Raw genomic sequence first — 25,623 nt, 5'->3', positions numbered from 1 at the left:
TGTCGGTTGATGTTACCCACTCACAAAAGCGTTCCCAGACGTTGGCGCTTTCGCGCTGCTGTAAGGTTGTTGTCATTTGTTTATGATTGCTTTATTTGGTTTTCAATGTTCGTGACGGCTTTGTGTTCCGCCATGTAAATAAACATAAAGCTTTTATTTCAGTTTGTAAAGGCCTTTTAAGAACAGTTTTTCTTATATGTGTCATAAATTATGATTTTTAAAAGCCAGAAGGCTTGCTATATAAGGAGTGGAAAAGCTGAATGCGGAATTAGTGGACGATCGCCCACCAATGAAGAATACTCATAATCTACCTGGACAACGAGATTCGGGACTTGTGTCAGTGTTAAGATAGATGAAGGGTTGCGATCGCCAACCGCAAAACTCGCACTGCACAGATATATGTTGTTGCGTAAGTCCGATCGATAAAAAATCCCAAGGAATGTCCCGCACCGTCACCTACAGCCCTGCTTATACTCTGGTTCCCACTTACGAGTGTTTTAACCGCTGCACCTATTGCAATTTTCGGGCAGAACCCCTGCAAAGTCCTTGGCTAACACTCGCAGAAGCCGAAAAACAGCTCAACTTGCTGCAAACTCAAGGTGTAATTGAAATTCTCATCCTCAGCGGCGAGGTACACCCTCACAGTCAACGCCGAAAAGCTTGGTTGCAGCGGATTTACGATTTGTGCGAACTGGCACTTTCTCTGGGATTTTTGCCGCATACTAATGTGGGGCCGCTCAGCTTTGAGGAGATGGCACTGTTAAAAGAGGTAAATGTATCGATGGGGCTGATGCTAGAACAGCTTGCCCCACATCTGTTACAAACGGTTCACCGGCACGCACCGAGTAAAGTGCCGGCGCTGCGGCTGCAACAGTTAGAATGGGCTGGGGAATTGAAGATTCCGTTTACAACTGGTTTGCTGCTGGGAATTGGGGAAAGTTCGGCCGATTGGGTGGAGACATTAGAGGCGATCGCCCGGATTCATTCGCGTTATAATCACATTCAAGAAGTTATCCTCCAGCCACACAGTCCGGGAAATCAGCAAAGTTGGGAGGGTGAAGTTTTTGATGCTACAAAAATGCCCGAAGTAATTGCGATCGCCCGCAGTATTTTACCATTTGAAATCAGGCTGCAAATTCCCCCAAATTTAGTTGCACAGCCAGACATATTACTTGCTTGTTTAGAAGCAGGTGCTAGAGATTTAGGAGGAATTGGGCCGCGGGATGAAGTTAATCCCGATTATCCTCACCTGCAACACCAAACTTTAACAGAAATTTTAGCAGCATCGGGATGGCAAATCGTGCAGCGTTTGCCTGTTTATCCTCAGTACGATAAGTGGCTGCCCCAGACATTGCAAAGTGCTGTTAAACAGTGGAGAGTCAATCGATTTTAGATTTTAGATTTTAGATTTTAGATTGAAGAATTGAGCCTAGTATCGATTTTAGATTTTAGATTTTAGATTGAAGAATTGAGCCTAGTGATAAATCCAGGGGCTTGTGACCAAATTGCTTGATAGTCAGTCAATCGATTTTAGATTTTAGATTGAAGATGGGTAATTGGTAGCAAGATTCTTTAAATTGCTGCTATAGAGATTTTAAATCAAAGAACCGCCACCATCAATCCAGACTTCAGTACCTGTGATGAAGCTGGAGGAATGTGATACCAGAAATAACACTAATTGAGCGACTTCTTCGCTAGAACCTGCCGTATTATCCGTCAAAGGAATCATGTCTTGAATGGAATCAGGCGGGACTGGAATGCGATCGAGATGGCGCTTAACAGTGCTTTCCTCAATGGCAGTTAGCACCCCGCCCGGACAGATCACATTGACTCTAATTTGGCAGGCTGCGAGTTCTAGCGCCAGCATTTTTGCAAAGGCTACTTGGGCAGCTTTTGAACAAGCGTAGGCCGTGGCACCAACTTTCCTGAAACTTCTGGTGCCATTAATTGATGATGTAATGACAATCGAACCTCCTTGTTTTTTCAGATGAGGAATAGCATACTTAACAGTCAAAAATGTTCCTCTGAGGTTGGTATTAATTGTCCGATCCCACTCATCGGGTTCTATCTCCTCTATCGGCGACCATACACCGTTAATACCAGCATTTGCAAACACAATATCAATTCTTTGATATTTGTCAAAAATTGTTTGAAAAGCTTGTTGCATTTGCTGAGAATCCCCAACATCTGCGGCAATAGCCAGCCCGCAGCCTCCTTCATTGACCAACTGCCGGACGGTTTCTTGCCCCGTTTCCAAAATGTGATCGATAATAGCAACTTTGGCGCCTTCCTTGGCCATTAAAATTGCTGCTGCATGACCAATTCCCGACCCACCGCCGGTAATAACTGCAACTTTTTCTGAAAGTTTCATATTTTTTTAGATAAATATTTTTTTGGGCGATCGCATAGCATAAAAATAATACTAGAGAGAGGAGTTTAGTCCTCACTACAAACAAGTTTCTTTCATCAAAATCATGCAAGTTAAAAGTGGTTTAAGGTAATAATTATAGCGGTAAGGTGTGCACTGCACACCCTACTTTAGGCAGAGGATTACGTCAATTTTAACGTAGTCCTTACGGCTGTGGCACCCAGACCGAAACAGAACCGGCGTTACACCTAAAATCAGCCCAACCATCGTCATTAGTTGTGATTGATTCTTTGATGTGTTCGGTGATGTCAATATAAGTTCGATTCGGTTGTCCGACTTCCATAAACTTAGTGCCATCGCCTCCGTTACTGAGTACCACAGCCATGCCGCCCGGATGTTCTTCATCTCCGAGTCGCGTCCAGCCAATAGTGTTGGCGTGGTCGAAGTAATCGTACTGATTGCCGTAGGAATAAGTTTGGCGCGCTAACAAGAATTTATCGAGAATAAACTGATGTTTATCTAACCAAATCTCGTATTCGTTGCCATCGTTTGCTGTATCCTTATAGTTGGCGCCATAATAGTCCGGGTAAAAAATGCACGGATATCCTTCGCTTCGTAGCAAGATTAAAGCGTAGGCAAGAGGTTTAAACCAAGCCTCGACAACAGATTCTAGGGATTGTAATGGTTGAGAATCATGGTTGTCAACCAAGGTAACGGCGAGGGTTGGTTGCTGTTGGACGAGGGTGTTATCAAAAATTGTTCGCAAGTCGTAGCTATTGCCGGCTTTGCTAGCAGCGTGGAAGTTGTAATGGAGGGGTGCGTCAAATAAGGAGACTTTACCATCCGTTGCTTGGATGAAGTAGTGCAAAGCTTCCACTTCGTAAGACCAATATTCACCGACGGCAAATAGGTCGCGTTGGGCATAGTGGCGAACGTGTTCCAACCATTCTTGGAAAAATTCTGCTTTAACGTGTTTGACGGCATCGAAGCGAAAGCCGTCAACGTTTGTTGTATCGACATACCACTCACCCCAGTATTTCAACTCCCCGCTGACTTCTGGGTTGTCCATATCTAAATCGCAACCCATGAGGTAGTCAAAATTACCTTTTTCTAAGTCTACTCCTCGATCGAATTCTTTGCCTTTTAGCAAGTAAACGGCATGGGTTTCTGTGTTGTAAACGTTGTAATCAATGGCGTCAAAATGCCACCAATGCCACTCCATACTAGAATATTTTTGGTCGCGTCCGGGGAAGGTAAAATGCGTCCAAGCTTTGATTTTTTGATATTCGCCTACGGTGTCATTCCGGTTGTCGGGATGGAAGGGCGTGGCTTCGGCTTCTTCTTCTGCATCGGCACCTAATTTGTGGTTAAAGACAACATCGGCATAAATCCGAATTCCTGCATCTTGGGCAGCTTTAATCGCGGCCAAATATTCATCTTTTGTGCCGTATTTAGTGCGTACCGACCCTTTTTGGTCGAACTCGCCTAAATCGAATAAGTCGTAGACGCCGTAACCCACATCCATACCGCCGCCGGTTCCTTTATAGGCTGGCGGCAACCACAGCGATGTAACGCCTATTTTGGCTAAATCTTTTGCCGATTTCGCTAGCTGATTCCACAGGCTGCCGTCGTCGGGGCTGTACCAGTGGAAATACTGCATCATCACGCCATTGAGTTGAGACATATATTTAGTTTTTCCTGTTTTTTTTAAATTGCGATCGACATTTATGTTCGTAGCTCGCTAGTTTACGTATGTCTGCAATCTATGGTTAATAAATATCATAAAAGATGGGGCTGCTAAAAACAATCTATCTGTTGATGTATTGACAACAGAATGTAAATTTGATAATAAATTTAGGCAGACTAAAAAATATTAATTTGGTGGCGACTTTGCAGCAACTCGCTCAACTCTGGTGTTCCAAGTACCGTCGATCGCCAATTCAAGCAATCTAAATCCCGGCGGGATTTCGTCAAGTATAATCGGATGGCTTTTGGGTAAAAGTTGGATGCAGGTGCTGGGTGTCCCCAAGTAGGTAACTGAGCCCCGCTGTTGTTGAAATTCTTGGTGAATGTGGCCGCAGAGGACTATTTTGATTTGAGGATATCGATCGACAATTGCCAAAAATTCATCGGCATTGTGCAGCATCATTCCATCCATTATTTCAGAGTCGATCGGCAAAGGATGATGGTGTAAGGCAATGATAACAGGTCGATCGCCCGTTTCTTGCAGTTGAGAGTCTAGCCAATGCAAGCTTTCTGGGGAAAGCCGCCCGCCGTCGCATCCGGCTTCCACACTTGAAAGTAATAGAAATTGCCAGTTTCCTAGCATCCATGATTTTTCTGGGGAAAGAGGCGACTGATTTAAGATTTCTGCCATGACAGGGATGTTGTCGTGGTTCCCAGGTATCCAGTAGGCGGGAATTCCGAGGGGGGCGATGAGGGAGACGAGGCGCTGGTAGGATTCGGGTGTTTCGTCTTGGGACAAGTCGCCTGTGAGTAGGAGTAAGTCTGGCGGCGGCTGTATCTGTTGCAAGCGATCGAGAACTGCTTGGAGGGTGCGGGCTGTTGAGAGGCCTTTCCATTCTCGATCGATCTCTGCAAACAAGTGAGTGTCGGTGATTTGGGCGACGAGTAGGGGAAAAACTGGTGTCATGGCTGGTGTTGCGGGCGATCGATGTAGTTCTAGAATAGCCTCGGATGGGTTTTGGGGATATGGGAAAAAAGGGCGATTCCCTACGGGATAGCTGCGCTTTACGAAATTTTTGACCGGTATGTTAAAATTTTCGAGATTTGGTGTACTATAAGAAAACGTCAAATTTCCGACGTGACGGCGGCATAGCCAAGTGGTAAGGCAGAGGTCTGCAAAACCTCCACCCCCAGTTCAAATCTGGGTGCCGCCTTTTTTGATTTTTGTTAGATGTGGCTAAGATGCCGTTTGGGCGATCGAGAAGGTTAACAGGATATAGCGAGAGTGCTCAAGTCCCCTGCAAAAACCTTCTTGACCTCTACGATAAATTACTATTCATTGCCTACGATCGCAAATCGTCGATCAGTTTTTCTATAGCCATACTTTTTGTGGTTTCATCTGGCAGATAATTAAACACTTTCTGTAAAAGTTCTATAGACGCATTTTCAATAAACCAATCTTCACTCGGATTATCCCCAAGATTGAAAAAATACTTTAAACGTTCCTCTATCGCTTCCTTATCTGCTTTATCCAGTTGTGCAACTCGCTTAAGCCAATCCCTTTGCGAATCTTTAAAACAATTAGCATCAACATTACATATCTGATGCACTAGAGCGAAAGAATTCTTAGAAAGACCATTGGTGCTTGTAGAATTAATCGGATATACAGTTGGCAAACCTTTATAGGTTTCTTGTGAAGTCAACGGAATCAGCGTCAAAGTTTGGATGTATTTAGATTCATCTTGAAATTGGTCACTTGTCCAAACGATATAAGGATGCTCTCCCCGGAAAACCCGACTCGAATTAATCACCTGAGTGCAAGAACTTGTCTTGCACTCAATCTCCCCTGGTTCATTTATCTCATAAATATGATGATGACCGAGTTTGCAACGAAGAGATACTCTATAGGGATTGATAAAATAAATCCAACCTTGACGCGGTTTTTGTCCAGCCACTCGCTCACCCCAATTCACTCATTAACTTTTCTCTTTCTTTGTACAGATTAAGTCTCACCTGTTCCTCTGGTTCGTGGCTATATTTAACCTCAAGCATGGGAGCAGTGCTATAGACATATTCTAGTAACTGATTCAGTTTATCCTCTCCTGCCCCGGCCCATTCTCTCCTGATGTTGTCAAGCATTAGCTTCAGACCTAAAGGTAACTTTAAATCATCCACATTACCAGCTCCCTCACCAAGTCTGATGAATATACTTTCTCCCTGAGATTCTTGAAAAATCTCTTTGCCATTCATTTGATTTAAAGCAGCGTCTATGCCTTCGTTCCAAGGCCCATAGTGATAATAACGCCAATCTAAATCAGTAAGCTGCTTGTCTGTCCATTTGACCGCATAAAGATCGGCCAAATACAAAAACTTGATTAACTGCGTTTTTGTAATATAGCCTTTTGTTGCGTAGACAAAGTATTTGATCAGGTTTTCTAGCATGGCTTTAATTCTTTTGATTTCAAAAAGCTCCCTGATTAATCTTATAATTTGTTCGCTCAGTTTAACTTTAGCCTATTATATCATCCCAAGGAAAGCTTGGCTATTAAACAACTAAAAGTTATCACAATTTAATTGCTAATCACTAATCGCCCTCAAGCAATTAGCAACTAGCAATCTTACCCAAATTATCACATTTTGCTGATAATTCTTTGCAGGATTTCCACGCCTGATACCGCTTGCCAGCCAAACAGCCCCAAGAGCACAACATTCAGAAAGATGTGAGCGTTCCTCGCCCAATCATTGCCTTTTTGCATCAAAGGAGTCAGCGAGGCTGCGATCGCAATTATTGACATCATTCCCAACCCTGCTAGCAAGTGCGGCCCGACAAATAGCTTGCCGTTGTTGATGTAGGTGACGGCCATTCCGCCGACTGCACCCGTTACCATCAAGGCTAGCAGCAAAGAACCCATCTGGTGATGCTTGATGTTGAATTTACCCTTAATTAACTCTTTTTTGACTTCGCCTTCCGCACTTCTGGTACGGCGGATTTGCAAGCCGAGATACAAAGCATAAAATGAGATGGCCAGCAGTACCCACATTAAAACTGGGTGGAAGAATTGGCTCCAAACTTTCACTGACTGAGGAATTTCGAGATTCATAGTGTTCTGAGGATTAGCAAACATACTTCATAAAACTTAGCATACCAGTCAGGCCGTCTCGTGCGACGGTAAAAATATACGGTATGAGAGACTATTATGCCTGCCACTAAACAAGACGCTGTATTGATTCAAGCCGCCAAGACTGGCAACATTATTCACGTCCAAGCTTTACTCGCTAAGGGAGTTGACGCTAACGCCAAAGACTCTGAGGGGACGACGGCTTTGATGTTTGCTGCCCAAAAGGGCTATACAGAAATCGTGCGTACTCTACTAAACAATGACGCTAATGTCAACCAGGTGAGCAGGCGTTTTGGGCTAACGGCTTTGATGCTGGCGGCGGCTCACAAACAGGCTGACTCTGTGCGGCTGTTGCTGGCTGCGGGTGCTGATGTTAATGCTAAAAATGATGATGGAAGTACAGCTTTGATGGCGGCTTCTCTCAAGGGTGATATCAATGTTGTGCAGATGTTACTTGATGCTAATGCTGATGTAAATGTGCGTGATAAAGATGGAGATTCAGCTTTGAAAATGGCTGCTTTATCCGGTCATCAAGCTGTTGTTAAAGCTTTGGTGGATGCGGGTGCTGTTGCTGACAATTCTATGCTGTTTTTAGCTGTCCGTCAAGGAAGTGCTGAAATTGTGCGAATTTTGCTCAATTGTGGGACGGATGCTAATGTTAAAAATCTAGAGAGCAAAACTGCTTTGATGCTGGCTGCGACGGCGGGAAATTTGGCTGTTGTCGAGGCGCTGTTGGCTGCGGGTGCTGATGTCGAAATTCCCGACAAAAACGGCGAAACTGCTTTAACTTTGGCTGCGGATGCCGGCAATACTGATGTGGTGCAAACTTTGCTTGGTGCGGGTGCTAATGCGAATGTGAAAAATGGAGATGGGGGCACGGCTTTGATGGCGGCTGCTGCTGGTGGAAATGCGACGATCGCCCATATCTTACTAGATGCTGGTGCGGATATCAACGCTAAGGATAAAGATGATGAAACTGCTTTGAATTTTGCCGTGGTTGAAGGCTGCGAAGATGTGGTGGAATTGCTCTTAAACCGAGGTGCTAGTGTCGGTGCTAGAAATCGGTTGGGCGATACGCCTTTACTGGTGGCGGCTGTTCACGGCCATAGTGCGATCGTATCGGCTTTGCTGCAAAAAGTAAACTCAAATCGGGATGAGTTTCTGAATGCGAAAAACTTTGGGGAGACGGCTTTGACGCTTGCTGCGTTTCACGGACATACCGAGACTGTGAAGGCTTTGCTTGACGGCGGTGCTGATCCCAATGTCCCGGCAGATTTGGGGAAAACGGCTTTAATGAAGGCGTGCGATCGCGGTTATATGGCGATCGTCCAATTATTAGTCGAAAAAGGTGCAGATGTCAACTTGCTCGATGATTCGGGTGCAACCGCTTTAATGTGGGCAGCACATCGGGGTTATCCTGATGCAGTAAAGATTTTAATTGATGCTGGTTCAGAACTAAACCACAAAAATCCGGGAAATTATACAGCTTTAATGCTGGCTGAGTTTAAGGGTTATTCTAATGTGGTGAAATTACTCAAAAATGCAGGAGCACTAGAATAAGAATTAAATAGTTTTGAGTAAGGTAATTCTGTCATTCTGAGGGTAGCCTTTGGGAAGTGAAGAAGCTCACATATCGGAACTTACGCATTGTAACGGTGTGGCAAAAGTTTGAGATTCTTCGCTTGACTCAGAATGACAAAATTAGGTGATTAGCGCGTGCAGGACAATGAATTAACCTCAACTTGCTTTGCGTACCCAGCCGTTAATAGTAAAGCGGCTATCAGCAAAAGCTTTTGAGGGACAGCTAACTCGCAAAACTTCGTGCATATAGCGACTCAGAAAAAATACGATGCTATTATTGCGAGGTTCAACGGTTCGGAATGTCTTGTCCGCCACATAAAAATTGTTCTCGATTTTGCTGTCATAAATCTGCAACTCGCCACCTGAAAAAGCCTTGGGTTCTCGATAGAAATAGTAAACGTAAGTAAAAAATCGGCTGGCGGTATCTGGCGAGCCACTGTCGTTGTGAAGTTTATAAAAGTTGTTGTCATTGTGCATGGTTAACTGAGCTTCTATCTCACCCAGGGAAAATGACGGAATATTTAAACTTTTTAGCACGTCGGGGAGAATTGCTTTGATGCGATTAACCATCAGTTCCGAAAATTCGGGGAACGAGTGGAGTACCATCGAACGGCGGTAATCTTCGGCATTGGTTGAGGTGCTGGTACTCACAAATTCTGATTCTTTGGCTAAGACATATTTAAGGAGTTTGTTTTTTTCTGCGGGTGTCAAAAAGTTGTCTATTTGGGCGTAGCGAGATATTAAATCGTCATTTACAGGCGGCGCAGGGGCGGGAATTTCTGTGGCGGGAATTTCTACAGGAGTTGCAGGCTGCTGCGGTTCCAGTTGCTGCAAGTAAATTGGGGGTTCGGTGACTAATCCCACTAGGTGTTCGCCGGGAAAAAAAAGGGTGGAACGCCCGTCGTCTATGGGGATTTGAAATAAGGGCGAAAAACAGAGTGTTTGTTGGGTGCGATCGACTAATGTTTTGACAAGGCTGTGCAATAATGGTGTATCAGATTTAAGGGTGACGGTGCATTGATGTCCCCCGGTGAGCAGGATTTTGACTTTTATGTCTTGGGGTTTAATTTGCGGTTGAGTGTAAGTCATAATTTTTGAAGGATGCAACTGGGAATTTGGTACGACATAACAGTGTTGATTGGTGTCATAGCCTTCCAGATCCCCCCTAACCCCCCTTAAAAAAGGGGGGGACAAGAGTGTCTAAATTCCCATTAAAAAGGGGGGGACAGGGGTTTTCTCAAAGTCCCCCTTCTTAAGGGGGATTTAGGGGGATCGAGACTTAGAGTAAAACCAGAGATCCAAAGAATTTCCGCCTTAAGTTAAGACCAATAAACACTATTGTCTCCCTACAATAAAATACACAATTGAGAATTGCTTTAGGTATTATTCCTAATGCAAGAAGTGGCGGATGTCGGTGAAAACCATTGTGATTCCAAGTTGGTTGGCGGCTTGAATGGAATCTTGATCGCGCATACTTCCGCCCGGTTGCACGATCGCAATTATGCCCGCCTCAGCCGCAGTTTTGACTGAATCGTCGAAGGGGAAGAAACCGTCGCTGGCTAAAATAGCTCCTTGGCTCTTGTCTCCTGCTTGTTCCAATGCTAGTTTAACTGAGCCGACGCGATTCATTTGTCCGGCGCCGACACCGATTGTAGTACGATCGCGCGTCACAACAATCGCATTTGATTTGACGTGTTTCGCTACTTTCCAAGCAAACAGCAATTCTTCCAACTCTTGGGCTGTCGGCTGTTTCTCAGTAACAATCCGCCATTTGCTAGTTTCTTCTACTATATTATCTGAGTCTTGCACCAGCAAACCGCCTGCAATAACTTTAACAGTTTGTGGTGGCCCTTGAGTCAAATCTGGCAAAATTAATACTCGAACTTTCGCCTTTTTCTTGATAATTTGTTCGGCTTCGGGTTCGCAGCCCGGCGCGACAATACATTCTAAAAATGTTTGAGTTAACGCCGTTGCGGTAGCAGCATCAATGGGGCGATTGAGGGCGACAATGCCGCCGAAAGCTGAGACTGAATCGGTATCGAAGGCTTTTTGATAAGCTTCAGAAATAGTTGTTCCCAAGGCTGTGCCGCAAGGATTTGTATGCTTCAGAATAGCGGCCGCGGGTGTGTCGGGGAATTCTACGATTAGCCGCCTTGCTGCTTCTAAATCTACTAAATTATTGTAGCTTAATTCTTTGCCTTGCAGGATGGTGCTAGTCGTCCAGCCTGTGGGTGTAGTTCCGCTTTGATACCAGGTGGCGGCTTGATGAGGATTTTCGCCGTAGCGCAGAGTTTGCAACTCTTTTCCTGATAAATTAAACTCGTCTGGTAGCGAAGATTCTTCAGCGGATTGGCTGCTGCTGAGATAATTTGCGATCGCGCGATCGTAGTTGGCTGTATGTTTGAATGTTTCTAGGGCGCATCTTTGCCGAAACTCTAAGGATGCTGCGCCGCCATTCTCCCGCAGTTCTTTTAAATAAGTATTGTACTGTTTTGGGTCGCACAAAACTGTCAAATGAGCGTGGTTTTTGGCGGAAGCTCTCAACATTGCTGGCCCGCCGATATCTATCTGCTCAATTGCGTCGGCTAGAGTAACTCCTGGTTTAGAAATTGTCTCTTCAAATGGATACAAATTGACTACAACTAGATCGATCGCCCGAATTTGATTTGCAGTTAAATCTGCGAGGTCTTCCGGTACATCGCGGCGTGCTAAAATGCCGCCGTGGATTCGTGGGTGAAGTGTTTTGACTCGCCCTCCCAAAATTTCGGGGGAACCAGTATATTCCGCAACTTTGGTCACTGGGATGCCTGCTTCTTTGAGGGCCGTTGCTGTCCCGCCACTACTAATTATGTCAAATTCAAATTCTTCTACTAGACTGCGCGCTAAGTCGATTAGTCCGGTTTTATTGGATGTGCTCAAAAGTGCTAGACGTGCCATTGGTTTGAAGTTGCGATCGCAAAAATAGATAGGTTATATTCTATATCACATCTGCCCGCAGGGAGATGATTTGGTAATGGCTAATTATGATTATTTTTAATAATTTAAAGATGAGTTCGCTTATTTTAAACCATATTTTTTGTCAAACCTATATAATATTTTATACTGACCAGTGGCTTCTAAATATGTATAACTTGCGCGTGGAACTGGTTATTTTGTGAGTGCGAGGGGGATTGAAGCCATATTCAGCTTGTACAGTTCATGTCGCTACGTAAGTGTCAATGTTGGTGAAATTACTTAATAAAACTTAATAGATAAATCTATGGCGATGCTCTTGAATTTTAACGATGTTTTATGATGAATTCTAAAAGTAATGTGCTAGCATCGGGTGTAAATTGCTCTCTCCCTAAATTTCCCGAAAAATTGGGCGATCGCAACACCTTAATCTAAACAACAATTTGGTAGGGCTGAAATATGTTTTTTCAAGAAGCAGATCCAGAAAATAAGCTCAGTAATATTAGCAGGAATCATAAAAAAACTGATCACAATATGACCAATAGAACAGGCTACCAACAGATGGCAAAAAAAAGAGCCGAGAATTCGACCGAGGCCAATATTTCCGAAGCTTATAGTCTTAGTCTGTGCGAAATGCAACAGATGGAGCGAGCAATGGAACAGCTAAAGCAGGATTTGAAAGCTAGCGAATCTCGGTTTCGGAATGTCATCGAAAAAAATGCCGACGGCATCGCAATCGTTAACAAGCGAGGACTTGTATGTTTTGCCAACCCGTCAGCAGAAGCGCTGTTTAACTGCAAAGCAGAGGAACTTTTAGGGCAAGCATTTTTTGGCAATTTAGTAGTAGAAGTTTCAGCTTGCGACCTTGAGATGGCGACGGATATTATTCCCCAAGTTGGAAAAACAGAAGCACCAGGAACTCGCGTCGTGCAAACAGAAGTTGAAGCTATTCGCAAGCAAAAAGCAAATGCTGTAGTAGAAATGCGGGTGGTGGAAACGGAATGGGATGGAGAAATGGCTTATTTAGCTACGCTACGGGACATTACCGATCGCAAGCGCGCAGAAGAAATGCTTTGGTTGTACGATCGAGCTATAGCAGCTACTAGCACCGGAGTTACGATTTCTGATGCCACTGACCCCGAAAATCCAATTATTTATTGCAATCCCGCATTTGAAAGTATGACAGGTTATCGGCGGCAGGAAATTATCGGAAAAAACGGCCGATTTTTGCACGGAAGCGATACCGACCCGGCGGCAGTAGAAATAATTCGCCAAGCCTTGCAAGCAGAAAGCGAATGCAAGGTAATATTAAAGAATTACCGCAAAGACGGAACCGCTTTCTGGAATTGTTTCTCAATATCTCCCGTGCGCGATAGAACGGGTAAATTAACTCATTTTATCGGCGTACAGAGAGACATCACCCACAGCAAACAAGCCGCAGAAGCATTGCATAATTCCGAAGCACAAAGCCGAGAACAAGCAGCTCAACTAGCAGCGGCCCTGGACGAACTCAAAGCCACTCATTCCCAATTAGTTCAAAGCGAAAAAATGTCGAGTTTGGGATTGCTAATTGCTGGAGTCGCTCACGAAATTAACAACCCAGTCAGCTTCATTTACGGCAATCTCGCTCATCTCACAAATTATACTCAAGACTTGTTTCACCACCTCGAACTTTATCAACAGCACTATCCTAATCCAGTTGCCGAAATTCAAGAGGAAAGAGAAAAAAATGATCTCGATTTTTTAGCTGAAGATTTACCTAAAATACTATCTTCAATGAGCGTTGGTGTCGATCGCATTTGCCAGATTGTGCAGTCGCTGCGAAACTTTTCGCGGCACGACGATGCACAGATGAAACCCGTTAACCTCCACGCAGGTATTGACAGCACGCTGTTAATTCTCAATCACCGTTTGAAAGGGAACGGAGAAAAGCAGCCAATTCAAATCGTAAAACAATACGGAGAATTGCCGAATGTTGAGTGTTTTGCTGGACCGATAAATCAAGTTTTTATGAATATTCTCAGCAATGCGATCGATGCTTTAGAAGATGCGAACAGTAGGCAAACTTGTCAAGAAATGCTAGAAAATCCCAGCCAGATTAGGATTTGTACGGAAGTTGTCGGCAATTTTGTAGAAATAAAAATTTCCGACAATGGCCCGGGAATAACGGAGGAAGTCAAACAGCGCATATTTGATACCTTTTTTACTACCAAGCCCATTGGCAAAGGCACGGGAATGGGTTTGTCAATTAGCTATCAAATTATTGTAGAAAAACACAAAGGCGAATTATATTGTACTTCGGAATTGGGCAAGGGTACGGAATTTACTATCAAAATGCCGATCACACATTAGCGCGGAATGTGCAATCTGCACCTTACCAACGTGATATATAGGCAAGCAAGCGAGCGGAAATCTCGCACTCGTAAAAAACGATAAAAATCGTTTTTTATCGTTACCAGGATCTGGCTGCGAACGCATACTTAGAGGCTTTGCATCCCCATTGTAGAGACAATTATCAGGTGCTTTTCGGCTCACCTTACCCCCATAAATAGGGAATTAAAAAACCTCCGCACCTTCCAACTTCTTAAAAGTTTCAACCTTAGCCCTCGCCGCTTCCCCGCAAGTCTTCGGCGTCGGAAACATCTTCCCAGGATTCGCCAAACCTTTCGGATTAAACACCTGACGCACCCACTGCATCGTCTCCAAATCTACCTCCGAAAACATATCCGGCATAAAACACTTCTTATCAGCACCGATGCCGTGTTCCCCCGAAAGACTTCCCCCAACTTTCACGCAAAGCCTAAGAATTTCCCCGCCCAATTCTTCCACCTTTTCCAGCGCACCTTTTACCGAGTTATCGTACAGAATCAGCGGGTGCAAATTCCCGTCTCCCGCGTGAAAAACATTAGCAATCCGATAACCGTATTTCTCGCTCAAAGCCTCAATTTCTTTCAAAACATAAGCCATTTGCGTTCGCGGAATTACGCCGTCTTGCACATAATAATCCGGGCTGAGATGACCCGCCGCCGCAAAAGCAGCTTTCCGTCCTTTCCAAATTTTTAGGCGCGTTTCCGGGTCGGTTGCCGTGGTGATATTTCGCGCTCCGTTATGCTTGCAAATATCAGCAATTCGCTGTTTATTTGTGGCAACTTCCACTTCTAAACCGTCAATTTCTACGAGGAGAATTGCCGCCGCATCGCGGGGATAACATCCAGTTGCCACCACATCTTCCACAGCATTGATGCTGATGTTATCCATGATTTCCATGCCACCGGGAATAATGCCAGCGCTGATAATATCGGAAACTGATTCGCCCGCTGCTTCTATACTGGAAAAATCCGCTAGGAGAACGCAAATCGATTCCGGCGCTTTGAGAATTCGCAAAGTAACTTCTGTGGCGATTCCTAAAGTGCCTTCGGAACCGACAAATACACCAGTTAAATCGTAACCGGGCATTTCGGAAATTTCGCCACCGACATCGACAATGGAACCGTCGGGAAGGACCAATTTTAATCCTAAAACGTGATTTGTTGTGACTCCGTATTTGAGGCAGTGAACACCGCCAGAATTTTCGGCAACGTTGCCGCCAATTGAACAAACAATTTGGCTGGAAGGATCTGGCGCGTAGTAGAAACCGGCGCCGCTAACTGCTTGCGTTACCCAGTTATTAATTACTCCCGGTTGCACGACTACTTGCTGATTTTCTAAGTCTACTTTCAGGATTTTTCGCATTAGGGCAGTGACAATCAGCACGCAGTTTTCTACAGGCAAAGCGCCGCCGGAAAGGCCGGTTCCTGCCCCTCTAGCCACCCAGGGAATTGAGTTGCGATCGCATATTTTGACCACTTGCGCCACTTCCTCCGTAGTTCGAGGCAATACCACCAGGGCGGGGCGCTGGCGGTAGCTGGCGAGTCCGTCGCACTCGTAGACAATCAATTCTTCGCGGCGCTGCACCACGCCATTTTTGCCGACTACAGCCTCAAATTCTTTAATAACGGGTTTCCAGTTGCGTTCTGTTTCTACGGCTATCATTAGTGATTTTTATTAGGGAACTATCAATAATATTGTTGCAAATTTTACTAAGTTTAGGCAATTATTTTTCTAAGGGTTGCAATATTGACACAGGGAAGCATCGGCAGTCTCTCGACCGTCAGGAAATAGTTTTTCTTTAGTATAACCGCAGTTTTTGCATTTATAGATTGCCGATCGCACTAGCTGAGTCGGAAAATAGCAAAGTCCGCAGGGCAATCCGATTTTCATCTCAGCAATATCGAATCCCGGCCAACCGCACTCCGGGCAGAATTGCTTGAATTTTTTAACTAAATCGAGAGTGGCATTTTCGATGTTTTTCATCCGAGTTGGATTGTACATCGCCCGCATATCTGTTTCGATGTGAACTCGGCCGGTTGACGAGTTTTTTAAGCCTGCTGTCACAGCGTCGAAAAGTTGTTTTTCTGTCTTAATGCCCTTGACAATTTCGCCGTTACCGAGCGCAGCATCGCCAACTATAACCACCAGTGCGTGTTCGGGAAATCCAGCTTTTTTAGCAAAATCATCTGCTTCTTCTATACTGGAAACTAACTGGTGACTGTAGTTAGTTTCAACGGAGAAAGAGTCGCCGATGAGTTCTAGATTGTTGGCTCGATCTAATAAAATTACTATTTCTCTGTTAGCTGGCAAATACGGCATCATTGGGTGAGGGCCGAAAGTACCTTCGCTAGCAAAGGCAAGAGTTTCGCCCGCAATTTCTAGGGCTTTTCGTGCTTTATGGCGAGCAGCTTCTATTTGTGTTCCTAAGCGTTTAACTTCTCTGGTGAAGGTGCCAAAAGTGTCAGTGTCAAGCTCCGCAGGTACTAGGATATTTACGCCTAATTCTCGTTCCAAAACTGGAGCCATTACCCGTTCTTTTTCGTGCATGGTAGCAAGAACTGCGGTGCGATCGCTCAATAATTGATTGGGATTCACAGGCTCAGAAATATTAGACATACAGCAGCATCATTTTAGGAAAAAAAACTCACATACACCCTTTCCACCGCCCCACAACCGATAGAAACCATGACTTAACTTCCGAGTAAAAATTTTAGAACTCAGTTAAATATCCGTGATATTCACCTGTGGACTTAATTTAAAATTCTCCAATCGTCAATCTAAAATCTAAAATCTAAAATCGTATTAGTTGCCTCCAGTCACTCCCCCAGCTTGACCTCTAAGTACAAAAATTACTCCTGTCATAATTAGCGCCACGCCTACCAACCGCAGCGGAGGCAAAGGCTCGTGAAATATAAGTTTGCCACCTAAAACAGTAAATAGGTAACTAATTGACAGTAAAGGCGAGACTATGCTAAGGTTTGCCCGCGACAAAACTACAATAAAGCCGATCGAAGAAATTGCATACAAAGAAAGACCAGTTACTATCAACGGCTGAGTAGCCATTGCTATAATTTTTTCTATTAAATTAGCAGCGCCAATGGGCCCTAATATTTTAGCTCCTGCCTTCAGACTAAATTGACCTGCGACGCCGCACAATATTGCAGCAAGCAGTAACATAAAAACGCTTCTATTCATAAATTTACTAACCTATAGTACAATCAAAAATTGCCGTTCCCCAAAACCTGAAAAACTTTAATTAAGTTTTGCTAGGTTTTATTCACCACTAATATTTTAAGCAGAGATACGGGAAAATCAAGTATGGTCGAGCGCGATCGAGAGTCGAACAAATATATGGCAGAGCAGACCAACCCAAGCGGAGAATATACTCTAGAACTATCCATACTCATGCCTTGTCTGAACGAAGCAGAAACTTTAGAAATCTGCATCGAGAAGGCACAGAAGTCCCTGCGCGAACTTGATATTGCAGGCGAGGTCATCATAGCAGACAACGGCAGCACTGACGGTTCTCAAGCTATCGCTACCAGAATGGGAGCGAGAGTCGTGCCCGTAGCAGCCAAAGGCTACGGCAGCGCCCTGATGGGAGGCATCATCGCAGCGCGCGGAGTTTATATTATCATGGGCGATGCTGACGACAGCTACAATTTTTCCAACCTCGGTGCTTTTGTCAACAAATTGCGAGAAGGTTTCGACTTAGTGATGGGAAACCGCTTTCAAGGGGGCATCAAACCGGGTGCAATGCCGCCGCTGCACAAATATTTAGGAAATCCGGTGCTGACATGGGTTGGGAGGCTATTTTTTGCCAGTCCCGTAGGCGATTTTCACTGCGGACTCAGGGGTTTTAGGAGAGACTCTATTTTGAAACTCGACTTGCAAACAACGGGGATGGAATTTGCTAGCGAAATGGTGGTCAAGGCCTCTGTATACAAGCTGCGGATAACTGAAATCCCCACCGTACTTTCTCCCGACGGCCGCAGCCGCCCGCCACACTTGCGAACTTGGCGAGATGGCTGGCGGCACCTGCGATTTTTGCTGCTTTACAGTCCTCGGTGGCTGTTTTTGTATCCGGGTACTGCGCTGATGATTTGGGGTCTAATTGTTAGCATTTGGCTGTTGCCCGGTACTCAAAAGATTGGGAGTATCAGCTTTGATGTACACACGCTGCTGTATGGTGCGATCGCAATTATCATCGGTTTTCAAGCAGTAACTTTCGCTTTTTTCACCAAGATTTTTGCCATCAGCGAGAAATTCCTGCCCGAAGACCCTAAACTCAACAAAATATTTCGCTATGTCACGTTAGAGACAGGATTGATTGTCGGAGTCACGCTGATTTTAATCGGAATAGTTGGCTCGTTCTTGTCATTAACTATCTGGAGCGAAACGGCTTTCGGTACTCTCGATCCTTCTAAAACTCTGCGTTTGGTTATTCCCTCGCTCACTTGCCTGACTGTCGGTTTGCAGATGGTTTTGTCGAGCTTTTTTCTCAGCGTGCTGAGCTTGAAACGTAGGTGATAACATTAAAGTTACGGGCAACATTCCTCAAAACTAAATCGCAATGCAGGGGAAGTTCAGGGCGCTCGCAATGCAGGCAACATCGGGGCGATCGCAATGCAGGGAAAATCAGGGTCGCAGGAGCCAAATTTCAGACTATCTGGTATAATCAAACAGCCAGCTCTAATAATTTTCAATAGCTATGAACTATGAAAACTCAAGAACTTCGCCAGAATCTTAAGCAATCCATAGATCGCTTATCTCCTGAACGGCTGATCGTTGTGGCTGATTTCTTAGCTTATTTAGCAGAACGTGAAAGCAATGAAGCTACGGTGGAATTATTAAAAATTCCCGGTTTTATTGAAGTATTTAATAAAGCCCAAAAAGATGTAGCAGCAGGTAAGGTGACGACCGTTGAGCAACTCAAACGAAAATACTGATGAAAGTCTAAAGTTTTATTCAGTCGTTCTTAGCTGTGATGTTCAAAATTGTTATAATAATAAAAATAGAGAATGGTTGATATTAGCTATGCAGCGAATATTTGAGGCTATATTGAAGGGAAACCTTTTAGAATGGGCTAATGAGGTTCCAAGACAGGGCGATGTACCTATCAAAGTTTACGTTACTTTACAAGAAGAGCGATCGACTTTAAGTGCTGAGCTTCGCCGTCAGAGAATAGTTGAAATATTGGAAAAAATTGCAGCAAACAATGTATTTGCTGATATTAGCGATCCAGTGGAATGGCAGCAAGATTTGCGTCAAGATCGTCCACTTCCAGGTAGGGATGAATAATGCTGCTTGACAGTAATATTATTATCTACGCTTCTCAACCAGAACACGCGCAGATTAGGCAGTTTATTGGCGAACATGACATAGTTGTATCGGCAGTAAGTTACGTTGAAGTGCTGGGTTATCATCGGCTAACTGAAGAGTATAGATTGTACTTTGAAGATTTTTTTGGCGTGGTGGAGGTTCTACCGATTTCTAACGCTGTACTCGATCGCGCAGTGCTGTTGAGACAGATGAGGAGAATGACTCTTGGGGATGCTATTATTGCGGCAACAGCTTTGATATATGGCAGAACTTTGGTGACAAGAAATATAGGGGATTTTCGGTGGATTCCTGAACTCACACTGATTAACCCGTTTGAGGCTTAAGAAAGAGGGGCGATCGTACTTTAGGAAGATAAGGGCGATCGCACATTTATTTATTCACTGCTTTTTACGTGATGTTCAACATAAGAGCGCAGCACAGCGTTCATTAGAGATTGATAGCCTTTTCCTTGGCTTTTAAACCAATCTAATACATCGCTATCAACCCTTAAAGAAATAGCTTGTTTTGTCAGTGGTGTTACCAGTTTTGCTTTTGCCCAAAAATTCGCATCTAATTCAGGAATATCAGAGGTATCGATCGCAGATTCTGGAATATTTTCTAATTTTTCAAGTCGTTTGCGCGAGATAGTCATATTCAAAGTACCTAAAAATGTATATACAAAGCGTATATACTTATAAGATAGCATAAAGGGCGATCGGATACTCACTCAGGCGGGCCAAAGCGATCGGGCAAGTCATCAAGAGTTAACCCGCGCGATCGCAAAAAATTTGCCAAAGCTTTCATCTGGGCAATTGTGAATGTCGGCACGTTATCTCCGGCTTCCCAGCGACTCACAGTGCGTACCGATGTCCCAATTTGCCGAGCAAATTCTTCTTGGGACATTCCTAACTCATCTCTGAGTTTTTTCAGCGGTGATTCGCCAGCTTCTTCTTGAGGTTGTCTTCGCTTAATCATTACAAAATGTGACATAGTGTCTAGACCACTTGACAAAACAACTTTGTCCAGACACTATGTCTATATAGACAGCAAAAGGGCAGAGTACGGGAAATCAGCCCTGCCTTTCTAGTGTCTCATTTTGTCCGCAATCTATTGCAGAACTAGGATGAACTACAAACAACAACTTTACCCGTGGGTGATTTACCGCCACCTGCCAAACCTGCAACGCCTGACTGTGGCGCGTTTTCGCCGCCGAAACGACGCCGAGGAACACTTGCGGATTATCAAAAGATTGCTGCCGCAAGTGGAGTTTGCGATCGCCTTTGAGGTGAATTCGCAACAGCTAACAAATTGTGCAAGATAGTATAAGAGCGATCGAACTTTGGGAAGAAAAGGGCGATCGCTTTTCCATAATTTTAAATGGAGATATAATAGAGAGCAAGCAAAAACTCTTACAACTAAGTCTATGTTTACTTATAGCAAGGTACTGAATCAAGTTAAAAGCCTCACGCTTGCAGACCAACTGCGGTTATTAGAAGACTTGAAAAAGATGATTCAGTTACGGGAAGAAGTTGCCGAAGATGATGAAGTAATTTCAGCAGAAGAAATAGCAGAGAGCGAGGCTGCTTGGCAAGATTACCAAGCTGGTCGCGATCGGGGGATATCCTCTCAAGAACTCAAATTGAAGCTATTTGGAGAAAAAAAATTACTGACTACATTCTCCTGAAAGCAGCAGAACGCTATTTATAGCGAATGCAACCGGATGACCAAGTACGAATTGTCAAGGCTTTAGATACTTTAGTAAGTGACGATAGAGGGCTTGACATTAAGCAACTTAAAGGACTAGGAGATTAAGATGCAAGTCAAAGACATGACAGTTGACCAATTGCGGGACTTAATTCGGCATACCGTGGAACAGTGTTTAGAAGAATATTTGGGCGATCCTGATGCAGGTTTAGAAGTTAAGGAAGAAGTCAAGCAGAAATTGTTAGAGTCAATGAAGCGCAAACAAGCAGGAGAAAGTAGCGTCGAACCTGGGGAAGTTTATCAAAAACTCGACCTAAAATCGTAATGAGCTATTCGGTTGAGTTGACAGCAGAAGCTCTGGTTAACCAAGAAAGATTGACTCAGGCTGTGCAGGAGCGTATAGGTAATAAAATTAATTGGTTGGCTGAAAATTTTGAACAAATTACTCCTATGGCGTTGTCGGCTAATCTGGCAGGTTTCTTTAAGTTAAGAGTGGGTGATTATCGGGTAATTTATTCTTTTGATGATGATTTAAAGGTGATTACTATTCACCAGATTGGACACCGGAGAGAAATTTATGATTAACTGAAGGGCGATCGTACTTCGGGAAGAAACTGGCGATCGTACTTTAGGAAGAAACGGGCGATCGGCTTCCTGGTGAAAAAAGACAAGTTGCGATCGCCTACCTGATGACTTAAAATAGAAGAGACATAGAGCTGCGTGGTCAAAATGGACAGAATCTCCGTCAACCCTCAAATTCACTTCGGTAAGCCTTGCATAATGGGTACGCGCATTACTGTACAGAGCGTTCTCGAATTACTAAATGAAGGGCTTTCTTTTGGAGAAATTATCCGAGACTACTATCCCGATCTGGAAATGGATGATATTCGGGCGTGCTTGCGTTATGCGATCGCACTGGTGGCGGCTGAAGATGTGCATTTGGCATTAGCTTAAATTATGAAATTTCTGATTGATCAAGATGTGTATGCTGTCACCACAAAGTTTTTGATTGATGCAGGACATGATGTAATTGTTGTCGCTCAAATGGGTCTAGCGCAAGCAAGTGATGAAGAAATACTGAGAGTAGCGCAAGCAGAAAATCGCATCCTGGTTACGCGAGACAGAGATTACGGAAATCTTGTTTTTGTGAGGGCGATCGGAACAGGTGTGATTTACCTTCGAGTCTTACCTAAAATGCTGAATGAAGTTCATAAGGAACTAGCAGCAGTTATAGAAAATTACTCGGAAGTTGAACTCAAAGGGGCATTTGTGGTTGTAGAACCTGATGGATATCGGTTTAGAAAACCGCTTAGATAGGGTGTTAATTAGGTTGGTGTGGGAAAGCAAAGGGCGATCGTACTTTTGGGAAGATAAGGGCGATCGCACTTTGGGAAAATCAGGGCGATCGCGCTTTGGGAATAAAAGGGCGATCGTACTTCCTTCGCTCCTAAATTGCTATAATAACAGTCTCCATATTCTTTTATCCCTAGTTTACTGATTTTTTATTTTTTGACTACGCATCCACTCAGCTAAATGCTCTAGCTGTTGTCTTGAAAAACTCTTAATTGCTGGCTGCGTCTCCATATATTTTGCTAGGCTAGGACTGATTTGGTAGTAGAGACTAACTAGCTGTTTACCAACAGGATTAGTTAAGAGTCTTTCATCGCGGAAGTTACGGAAGGTGTCTAAGTCTGGGTGTGTGGAGGTCGAGTAAGCTGCGGTGGCAATGAAGCAAGCGCCAGTAGAGTCCAATGTTATAGGGCAAACCTCAGTGGAGGAAATCTTGTCAAGAGCAGACCTTATTTTGGCGAGTGTCTGATCGTCTAGCTCTTTGACAGATGTTTTTTTAAGTTTTTCAATAGCTTCGCGATTGCTCTCAATATGCTCTTTGTAATTATTGACAATATTTCTGATCCCAGCGTACATTTCAAGCTGTTGAGTATCAAAGACAGACTCATACTCAGCCAGGGCCTCGGAAATAACTTGAAGTTTATTCTCAATAAATGCTTGTGTAACTGAATCGGTATAGCATAGTCGAATCCCTGCCAAAATGTCACCCACATAGAACAGAGTCTGAGAATAGATCAGTGCGGAGTTTCTCGGATTGGTAATGATGTCAATTGGCATCTTTACTTTGATTGCATTAGCGCGATGTTCGGCAAACTTAGCATAGGCATTAAGGGCATCTCCATAATTAGTGAGAGCTTGGGTGGTATCCTTTTGCTTTCGATAATACTGAGCTCTTTCAATAAGTCGATCTACTTCATCTTGTGCTTGATCTGCCAGCCTGTCTAAGTAGCTGAAATCTGTCATTTTTACCCTCCCTCGATTTCATCAAGTGTATGTATTTAGGAAATCTTAATATTTGCCGAGGAGGTAGTTTTTTCCAATACGGGAAAGTACCTATACGGCATTAGATTAGCTTCGTCTCAGCGTAGTTGCGTAGTAGTCAGCTTTACGCAAAGCCTCACTCTTGGAATCGGCTTTACCAGCCGACTCACTGCCAACATATACTTCACCACTACCTTTGTCCCAATAAACATAGTATGTAGAACCGGATGGGGTTTTAACTTCACCAATTTTATCTTTAGCCATTGTTGACTCCTAGTCAGGTATAATGTACATAATGTGCGAAAATCTAAGCCGTGTCATTCGGAACTGTCGGGACTTACCCCAGACACCCCGCAAATGCCAGAAATATTGACAAGCCCGGTTGTAGCACGATCGCCCTCAGTGCAACCAACCTCTACTCCAAAAATCATACAATGACCACTTTGGCCGATCGCCCACCCACTCACTTTAGAAAATGTTATGTTTTGTTATCTAAAAAGTTATAAAAAATAAGTTATAATAACTAAAAATTACCCCTGACGCGATCTATGGAGCTTAACGAAGTCTTAAGATTTGCAGATGAAAAAGTTTTTTCCACAACAGGGAAGCACTTAGACGACCTGCAAGAAGCTATTTTAAAAGAAGTGCTCCAAGGTCGAAAATATGCAACAAAAATAGCGCAAGACCGTGATTGTAGTGAGGGTTATGTTAGGGTGGCTGCTTCTGAATTATGGAAGATATTATCAGATGTCTTCGGCGAAGAAGTTAGTAAAGTAAATGTTAGAGCAATACTGGAAAGAGCAAAATTTTATAATAGTTATTCATCAGCTATTGCTGAAAATTATGGAACAGTTAATAATAACCTTAATGTTTGTCAAGAAAGGGCGAGAAGTCCAACAGAACCCCAAAACCCCCAACAAACTCCTAAACAACTCCACATAGACTTAGGCGACGCACCGGAAATATTCACGTTTTTCGATCGCACTTCCGAACTCTCCACCCTCGAAAACTGGATAACACAGGAACACACTCGCCTCATCACACTCCTCGGAATCAGCGGCATCGGCAAAACCACTCTCTCCCTAAGCCTAATCGATCGTCGCATCAAAACCCAATTCGATTACGTCATCTATCGCAGCCTCCGCTTTTCCCCAAGCCTCGATGCAACCCTCACCAACCTGCTGCAAATCTTTTCCCAACCATCTGAAATTCCCCAAAACATCGAAACCAAAATTGCCCAAATCCTCGATTACCTGCGAAAATACCGATGTCTGATTGTCCTCGATGATGTACAGATGCTTTTGGGCAGCGGGCAACTCGCAGGACAATATAAAACTGGATATGAAGATTATCAGTTATTTTTTAAACTAATTGCCGAAGTTTGTCATCAAAGTTGTTTGATATTGAATAGTTGGGAAAAACCCAGAGAAATTGCCAGATTATCAAAAAATAACCATCCCGTGCGATGTTTTGTATTGGGAAGTTTAGGAGAAGCAGCTAAAGAAATTTTGAACTCACAAAAGTTATCCGATGAGGAAACATGGTCAACTTTGATTGATATTTATCAAGGCAATCCTCTGTGGTTGGAGTTGACTGCAACGCTGATTCAAGAGTTGTTTGGGGGGAGAGTTTCTGAGTTTTTGCACTGCGAAATGCCGATTTTAGATGAAGGGTTGCAATCTCAGTTATCTCAACCTTTTGGGCGTTTGACACAGCCAGAACTGGCTGTGATGATTCACCTGGCTAATCAACCTGAACCCGTTGCTGTGTCGCAAATTTTCAACAAAATACCATTTTCTCCGTCAGAAATAGTAAATGCAGTGCGATCTCTTGGAAATCGCTTTTTATTGGATGCTGTAGAACGGGAAAAGATAACTTTATTTATTTTGAATCCTGTGATGAAACAGTATGTCAAAACTCAGTATTCTTAGTCCGCGCACCATCCGGACTTTGTTTGTGTTGTTGCGGTTTCAACCGCCATCTTTATGTTACCAGACAGGGTTATTCGTGGGGGAGGGCGGGTTTATTTAATCTGTCTGCAACCTTTCAGGCTATTGGCGAACCCGCCCCTACAGGTTATTAAAAATGGTGCAAGATGTCGAGGTAACCAACCCCAGGGCTATTTCATTCTAAACAACTCCTTAATTAGTTTAAGGCCAAATCCCGCCAGACGTTGGGCTTGAGCCATAT

At 43.9% G+C, this 25,623-nt stretch carries 31 protein-coding genes and 1 tRNA gene; 16 read left to right on the top strand and 16 right to left on the bottom strand.

What is annotated here, in order from left to right; translation table 11 throughout:
- Positions 1-439: 439 nt before the first annotated feature.
- Positions 440-1,393, top strand: a complete 954-nt coding sequence (gene cofG, locus Q5691_RS24055; RefSeq protein WP_333347546.1) for a 7,8-didemethyl-8-hydroxy-5-deazariboflavin synthase subunit CofG — start codon at positions 440-442, stop codon at positions 1,391-1,393.
- 201 nt (positions 1,394-1,594) lie between these two features.
- On the opposite strand, the gene Q5691_RS24050 is transcribed toward cofG, so the two are convergent.
- The 3 genes from Q5691_RS24050 to cpdA all read right to left on the bottom strand — a co-directional run bounded on the left by Q5691_RS24050 (position 1,595) and on the right by cpdA (position 5,021).
- Entirely contained in the window at positions 1,595-2,371 is a 777-nt protein-coding gene (locus Q5691_RS24050) for an SDR family NAD(P)-dependent oxidoreductase (protein ID WP_333150527.1), read from the bottom strand.
- A gap of 202 nt (positions 2,372-2,573) precedes the next feature.
- Positions 2,574-4,052 carry an alpha-amylase gene (locus Q5691_RS24045; protein WP_333150529.1) on the bottom strand — a complete coding sequence of 493 codons (1,479 nt, stop codon included), beginning with the start codon at positions 4,050-4,052 and terminating at the stop codon, positions 2,574-2,576.
- 189 nt (positions 4,053-4,241) lie between these two features.
- A complete protein-coding gene (gene cpdA / locus Q5691_RS24040) occupies positions 4,242-5,021 on the bottom strand; it encodes a 3',5'-cyclic-AMP phosphodiesterase (RefSeq protein ID WP_333347543.1) in 780 nt (259 codons plus the stop codon).
- 176 nt (positions 5,022-5,197) lie between these two features.
- Between cpdA and Q5691_RS24035 the strand changes: the two genes are divergently transcribed.
- Positions 5,198-5,268: transfer RNA gene (locus tag Q5691_RS24035), tRNA-Cys, on the top strand.
- Between the two features lie 129 nt (positions 5,269-5,397).
- On the opposite strand, the gene Q5691_RS24030 is transcribed toward Q5691_RS24035, so the two are convergent.
- The 3 genes from Q5691_RS24030 to Q5691_RS24020 all read right to left on the bottom strand — a co-directional run bounded on the left by Q5691_RS24030 (position 5,398) and on the right by Q5691_RS24020 (position 7,155).
- Positions 5,398-6,009, bottom strand: coding sequence for a type II toxin-antitoxin system PemK/MazF family toxin (locus tag Q5691_RS24030; protein ID WP_333347540.1), 612 nt, complete (start codon positions 6,007-6,009; stop codon positions 5,398-5,400).
- A 4-nt stretch (positions 6,010-6,013) separates the two neighbouring features.
- Positions 6,014-6,496: a type II toxin-antitoxin system antitoxin SocA domain-containing protein gene (locus Q5691_RS24025; RefSeq protein WP_333150535.1), complete on the bottom strand. Its 483-nt coding sequence runs from the start codon at positions 6,494-6,496 to the stop codon at positions 6,014-6,016.
- Between the two features lie 188 nt (positions 6,497-6,684).
- On the bottom strand, positions 6,685-7,155 hold the full coding sequence (locus Q5691_RS24020; RefSeq protein WP_333150537.1) for a DUF4079 domain-containing protein: 471 nt from the start codon (positions 7,153-7,155) through the stop codon (positions 6,685-6,687).
- 96 nt (positions 7,156-7,251) lie between these two features.
- Between Q5691_RS24020 and Q5691_RS24015 the strand changes: the two genes are divergently transcribed.
- Complete coding sequence (locus Q5691_RS24015) at positions 7,252-8,733, top strand: ankyrin repeat domain-containing protein (RefSeq protein WP_333347538.1); 1,482 nt, start codon at positions 7,252-7,254, stop codon at positions 8,731-8,733.
- 177 nt (positions 8,734-8,910) lie between these two features.
- Here Q5691_RS24015 and Q5691_RS24010 read toward each other — a convergent pair whose 3' ends face one another.
- Both Q5691_RS24010 and purH read right to left on the bottom strand, forming a co-directional pair.
- A complete protein-coding gene (locus Q5691_RS24010; RefSeq protein ID WP_333347536.1) occupies positions 8,911-9,843 on the bottom strand; it encodes a 2OG-Fe(II) oxygenase in 933 nt (310 codons plus the stop codon).
- Positions 9,844-10,143: 300 nt separating this feature from the next.
- Entirely contained in the window at positions 10,144-11,691 is a 1,548-nt protein-coding gene (gene purH, locus Q5691_RS24005) for a bifunctional phosphoribosylaminoimidazolecarboxamide formyltransferase/IMP cyclohydrolase (protein ID WP_333215784.1), read from the bottom strand.
- 549 nt (positions 11,692-12,240) lie between these two features.
- Here purH and Q5691_RS24000 point away from each other — a divergent pair.
- Positions 12,241-14,058, top strand: coding sequence for a PAS domain S-box protein (locus tag Q5691_RS24000; RefSeq protein ID WP_333347533.1), 1,818 nt, complete (start codon positions 12,241-12,243; stop codon positions 14,056-14,058).
- Between the two features lie 204 nt (positions 14,059-14,262).
- Here the strand turns inward: Q5691_RS24000 and glcD are convergent, their stop codons facing one another.
- The 3 genes from glcD to Q5691_RS23985 all read right to left on the bottom strand — a co-directional run bounded on the left by glcD (position 14,263) and on the right by Q5691_RS23985 (position 17,253).
- Positions 14,263-15,738: a glycolate oxidase subunit GlcD gene (gene glcD / locus Q5691_RS23995; protein ID WP_333347530.1), complete on the bottom strand. Its 1,476-nt coding sequence runs from the start codon at positions 15,736-15,738 to the stop codon at positions 14,263-14,265.
- A 69-nt stretch (positions 15,739-15,807) separates the two neighbouring features.
- Entirely contained in the window at positions 15,808-16,692 is an 885-nt protein-coding gene (locus tag Q5691_RS23990) for a DUF6671 family protein (protein ID WP_333347527.1), read from the bottom strand.
- Positions 16,693-16,878: 186 nt separating this feature from the next.
- Positions 16,879-17,253 carry a transporter gene (locus Q5691_RS23985; RefSeq protein ID WP_333347524.1) on the bottom strand — a complete coding sequence of 125 codons (375 nt, stop codon included), beginning with the start codon at positions 17,251-17,253 and terminating at the stop codon, positions 16,879-16,881.
- 141 nt (positions 17,254-17,394) lie between these two features.
- Here Q5691_RS23985 and Q5691_RS23980 point away from each other — a divergent pair, with 141 nt between their 5' ends.
- The 4 genes from Q5691_RS23980 to Q5691_RS23965 all read left to right on the top strand — a co-directional run bounded on the left by Q5691_RS23980 (position 17,395) and on the right by Q5691_RS23965 (position 19,742).
- On the top strand, positions 17,395-18,606 hold the full coding sequence (locus tag Q5691_RS23980) for a glycosyltransferase family 2 protein (RefSeq protein WP_333347521.1): 1,212 nt from the start codon (positions 17,395-17,397) through the stop codon (positions 18,604-18,606).
- 188 nt (positions 18,607-18,794) lie between these two features.
- Entirely contained in the window at positions 18,795-19,025 is a 231-nt protein-coding gene (locus Q5691_RS23975; protein ID WP_333347518.1) for a hypothetical protein, read from the top strand.
- The gene (locus Q5691_RS23970) at positions 19,000-19,377 is read left to right on the top strand and encodes a hypothetical protein (protein WP_333347513.1); all 378 of its coding nucleotides are present in this window, start codon (positions 19,000-19,002) and stop codon (positions 19,375-19,377) included. Before Q5691_RS23975 ends, Q5691_RS23970 begins: the two co-directional genes overlap by 26 nt.
- Positions 19,377-19,742: a type II toxin-antitoxin system VapC family toxin gene (locus Q5691_RS23965; protein WP_333347510.1), complete on the top strand. Its 366-nt coding sequence runs from the start codon at positions 19,377-19,379 to the stop codon at positions 19,740-19,742. Before Q5691_RS23970 ends, Q5691_RS23965 begins: the two co-directional genes overlap by 1 nt.
- 50 nt (positions 19,743-19,792) lie before the next feature.
- On the opposite strand, the gene Q5691_RS23960 is transcribed toward Q5691_RS23965, so the two are convergent.
- Both Q5691_RS23960 and Q5691_RS23955 read right to left on the bottom strand, forming a co-directional pair.
- A complete protein-coding gene (locus Q5691_RS23960) occupies positions 19,793-20,050 on the bottom strand; it encodes a BrnA antitoxin family protein (RefSeq protein WP_333109585.1) in 258 nt (85 codons plus the stop codon).
- 71 nt (positions 20,051-20,121) lie between these two features.
- A complete protein-coding gene (locus Q5691_RS23955) occupies positions 20,122-20,373 on the bottom strand; it encodes a helix-turn-helix transcriptional regulator (protein WP_041623394.1) in 252 nt (83 codons plus the stop codon).
- A gap of 148 nt (positions 20,374-20,521) precedes the next feature.
- Here Q5691_RS23955 and Q5691_RS23950 point away from each other — a divergent pair, with 148 nt between their 5' ends.
- The 4 genes from Q5691_RS23950 (at position 20,522) to Q5691_RS23935 (ending at position 21,687) form a co-directional block, all read left to right on the top strand.
- A complete protein-coding gene (locus Q5691_RS23950; RefSeq protein ID WP_293352268.1) occupies positions 20,522-20,719 on the top strand; it encodes a hypothetical protein in 198 nt (65 codons plus the stop codon).
- A 102-nt stretch (positions 20,720-20,821) separates the two neighbouring features.
- On the top strand, positions 20,822-21,082 hold the full coding sequence (locus tag Q5691_RS23945) for a hypothetical protein (RefSeq protein WP_333347507.1): 261 nt from the start codon (positions 20,822-20,824) through the stop codon (positions 21,080-21,082).
- 129 nt (positions 21,083-21,211) lie between these two features.
- Positions 21,212-21,427 carry a hypothetical protein gene (locus tag Q5691_RS23940; protein ID WP_333347504.1) on the top strand — a complete coding sequence of 72 codons (216 nt, stop codon included), beginning with the start codon at positions 21,212-21,214 and terminating at the stop codon, positions 21,425-21,427.
- Positions 21,427-21,687 carry a type II toxin-antitoxin system RelE/ParE family toxin gene (locus Q5691_RS23935; RefSeq protein WP_333347502.1) on the top strand — a complete coding sequence of 87 codons (261 nt, stop codon included), beginning with the start codon at positions 21,427-21,429 and terminating at the stop codon, positions 21,685-21,687. Before Q5691_RS23940 ends, Q5691_RS23935 begins: the two co-directional genes overlap by 1 nt.
- Here the strand turns inward: Q5691_RS23935 and Q5691_RS23930 are convergent.
- Positions 21,684-21,830 carry a hypothetical protein gene (locus Q5691_RS23930; protein WP_333347499.1) on the bottom strand — a complete coding sequence of 49 codons (147 nt, stop codon included), beginning with the start codon at positions 21,828-21,830 and terminating at the stop codon, positions 21,684-21,686. The genes Q5691_RS23935 and Q5691_RS23930 overlap by 4 nt on opposite strands.
- A 1-nt stretch (position 21,831) precedes the next feature.
- On the opposite strand from Q5691_RS23930, the gene Q5691_RS23925 reads away from it, so the two are divergent.
- The 3 genes from Q5691_RS23925 to Q5691_RS23915 are packed head-to-tail and all read left to right on the top strand — an operon-like array spanning position 21,832 to position 22,600.
- Complete coding sequence (locus Q5691_RS23925) at positions 21,832-22,056, top strand: DUF433 domain-containing protein (RefSeq protein ID WP_333031785.1); 225 nt, start codon at positions 21,832-21,834, stop codon at positions 22,054-22,056.
- A gap of 3 nt (positions 22,057-22,059) precedes the next feature.
- Positions 22,060-22,419, top strand: a complete 360-nt coding sequence (locus Q5691_RS23920; RefSeq protein ID WP_333284772.1) for a DUF5615 family PIN-like protein — start codon at positions 22,060-22,062, stop codon at positions 22,417-22,419.
- Entirely contained in the window at positions 22,388-22,600 is a 213-nt protein-coding gene (locus Q5691_RS23915; RefSeq protein WP_333347495.1) for a hypothetical protein, read from the top strand. Before Q5691_RS23920 ends, Q5691_RS23915 begins: the two co-directional genes overlap by 32 nt.
- Here Q5691_RS23915 and Q5691_RS23910 read toward each other — a convergent pair.
- Complete coding sequence (locus tag Q5691_RS23910) at positions 22,594-23,415, bottom strand: CFI-box-CTERM domain-containing protein (protein WP_333347492.1); 822 nt, start codon at positions 23,413-23,415, stop codon at positions 22,594-22,596. The genes Q5691_RS23915 and Q5691_RS23910 overlap by 7 nt on opposite strands.
- Positions 23,416-23,520: 105 nt before the next feature.
- Positions 23,521-23,697 carry a hypothetical protein gene (locus Q5691_RS23905; RefSeq protein WP_333347489.1) on the bottom strand — a complete coding sequence of 59 codons (177 nt, stop codon included), beginning with the start codon at positions 23,695-23,697 and terminating at the stop codon, positions 23,521-23,523.
- A 284-nt stretch (positions 23,698-23,981) separates the two neighbouring features.
- Here Q5691_RS23905 and Q5691_RS23900 point away from each other — a divergent pair, with 284 nt between their 5' ends.
- Entirely contained in the window at positions 23,982-25,364 is a 1,383-nt protein-coding gene (locus Q5691_RS23900) for an ATP-binding protein (protein WP_333347486.1), read from the top strand.
- Positions 25,365-25,623: the final 259 nt, after the last annotated feature.

This window comes from Microcoleus sp. w1-18aA5, assembly GCF_036701705.1.
Lineage (GTDB): Bacteria > Cyanobacteriota > Cyanobacteriia > Cyanobacteriales > Microcoleaceae > Microcoleus.
The sequence above is the reverse complement of the archived record's forward strand: the minus strand, read 5'-3'. Positions and strand labels throughout refer to the sequence as shown.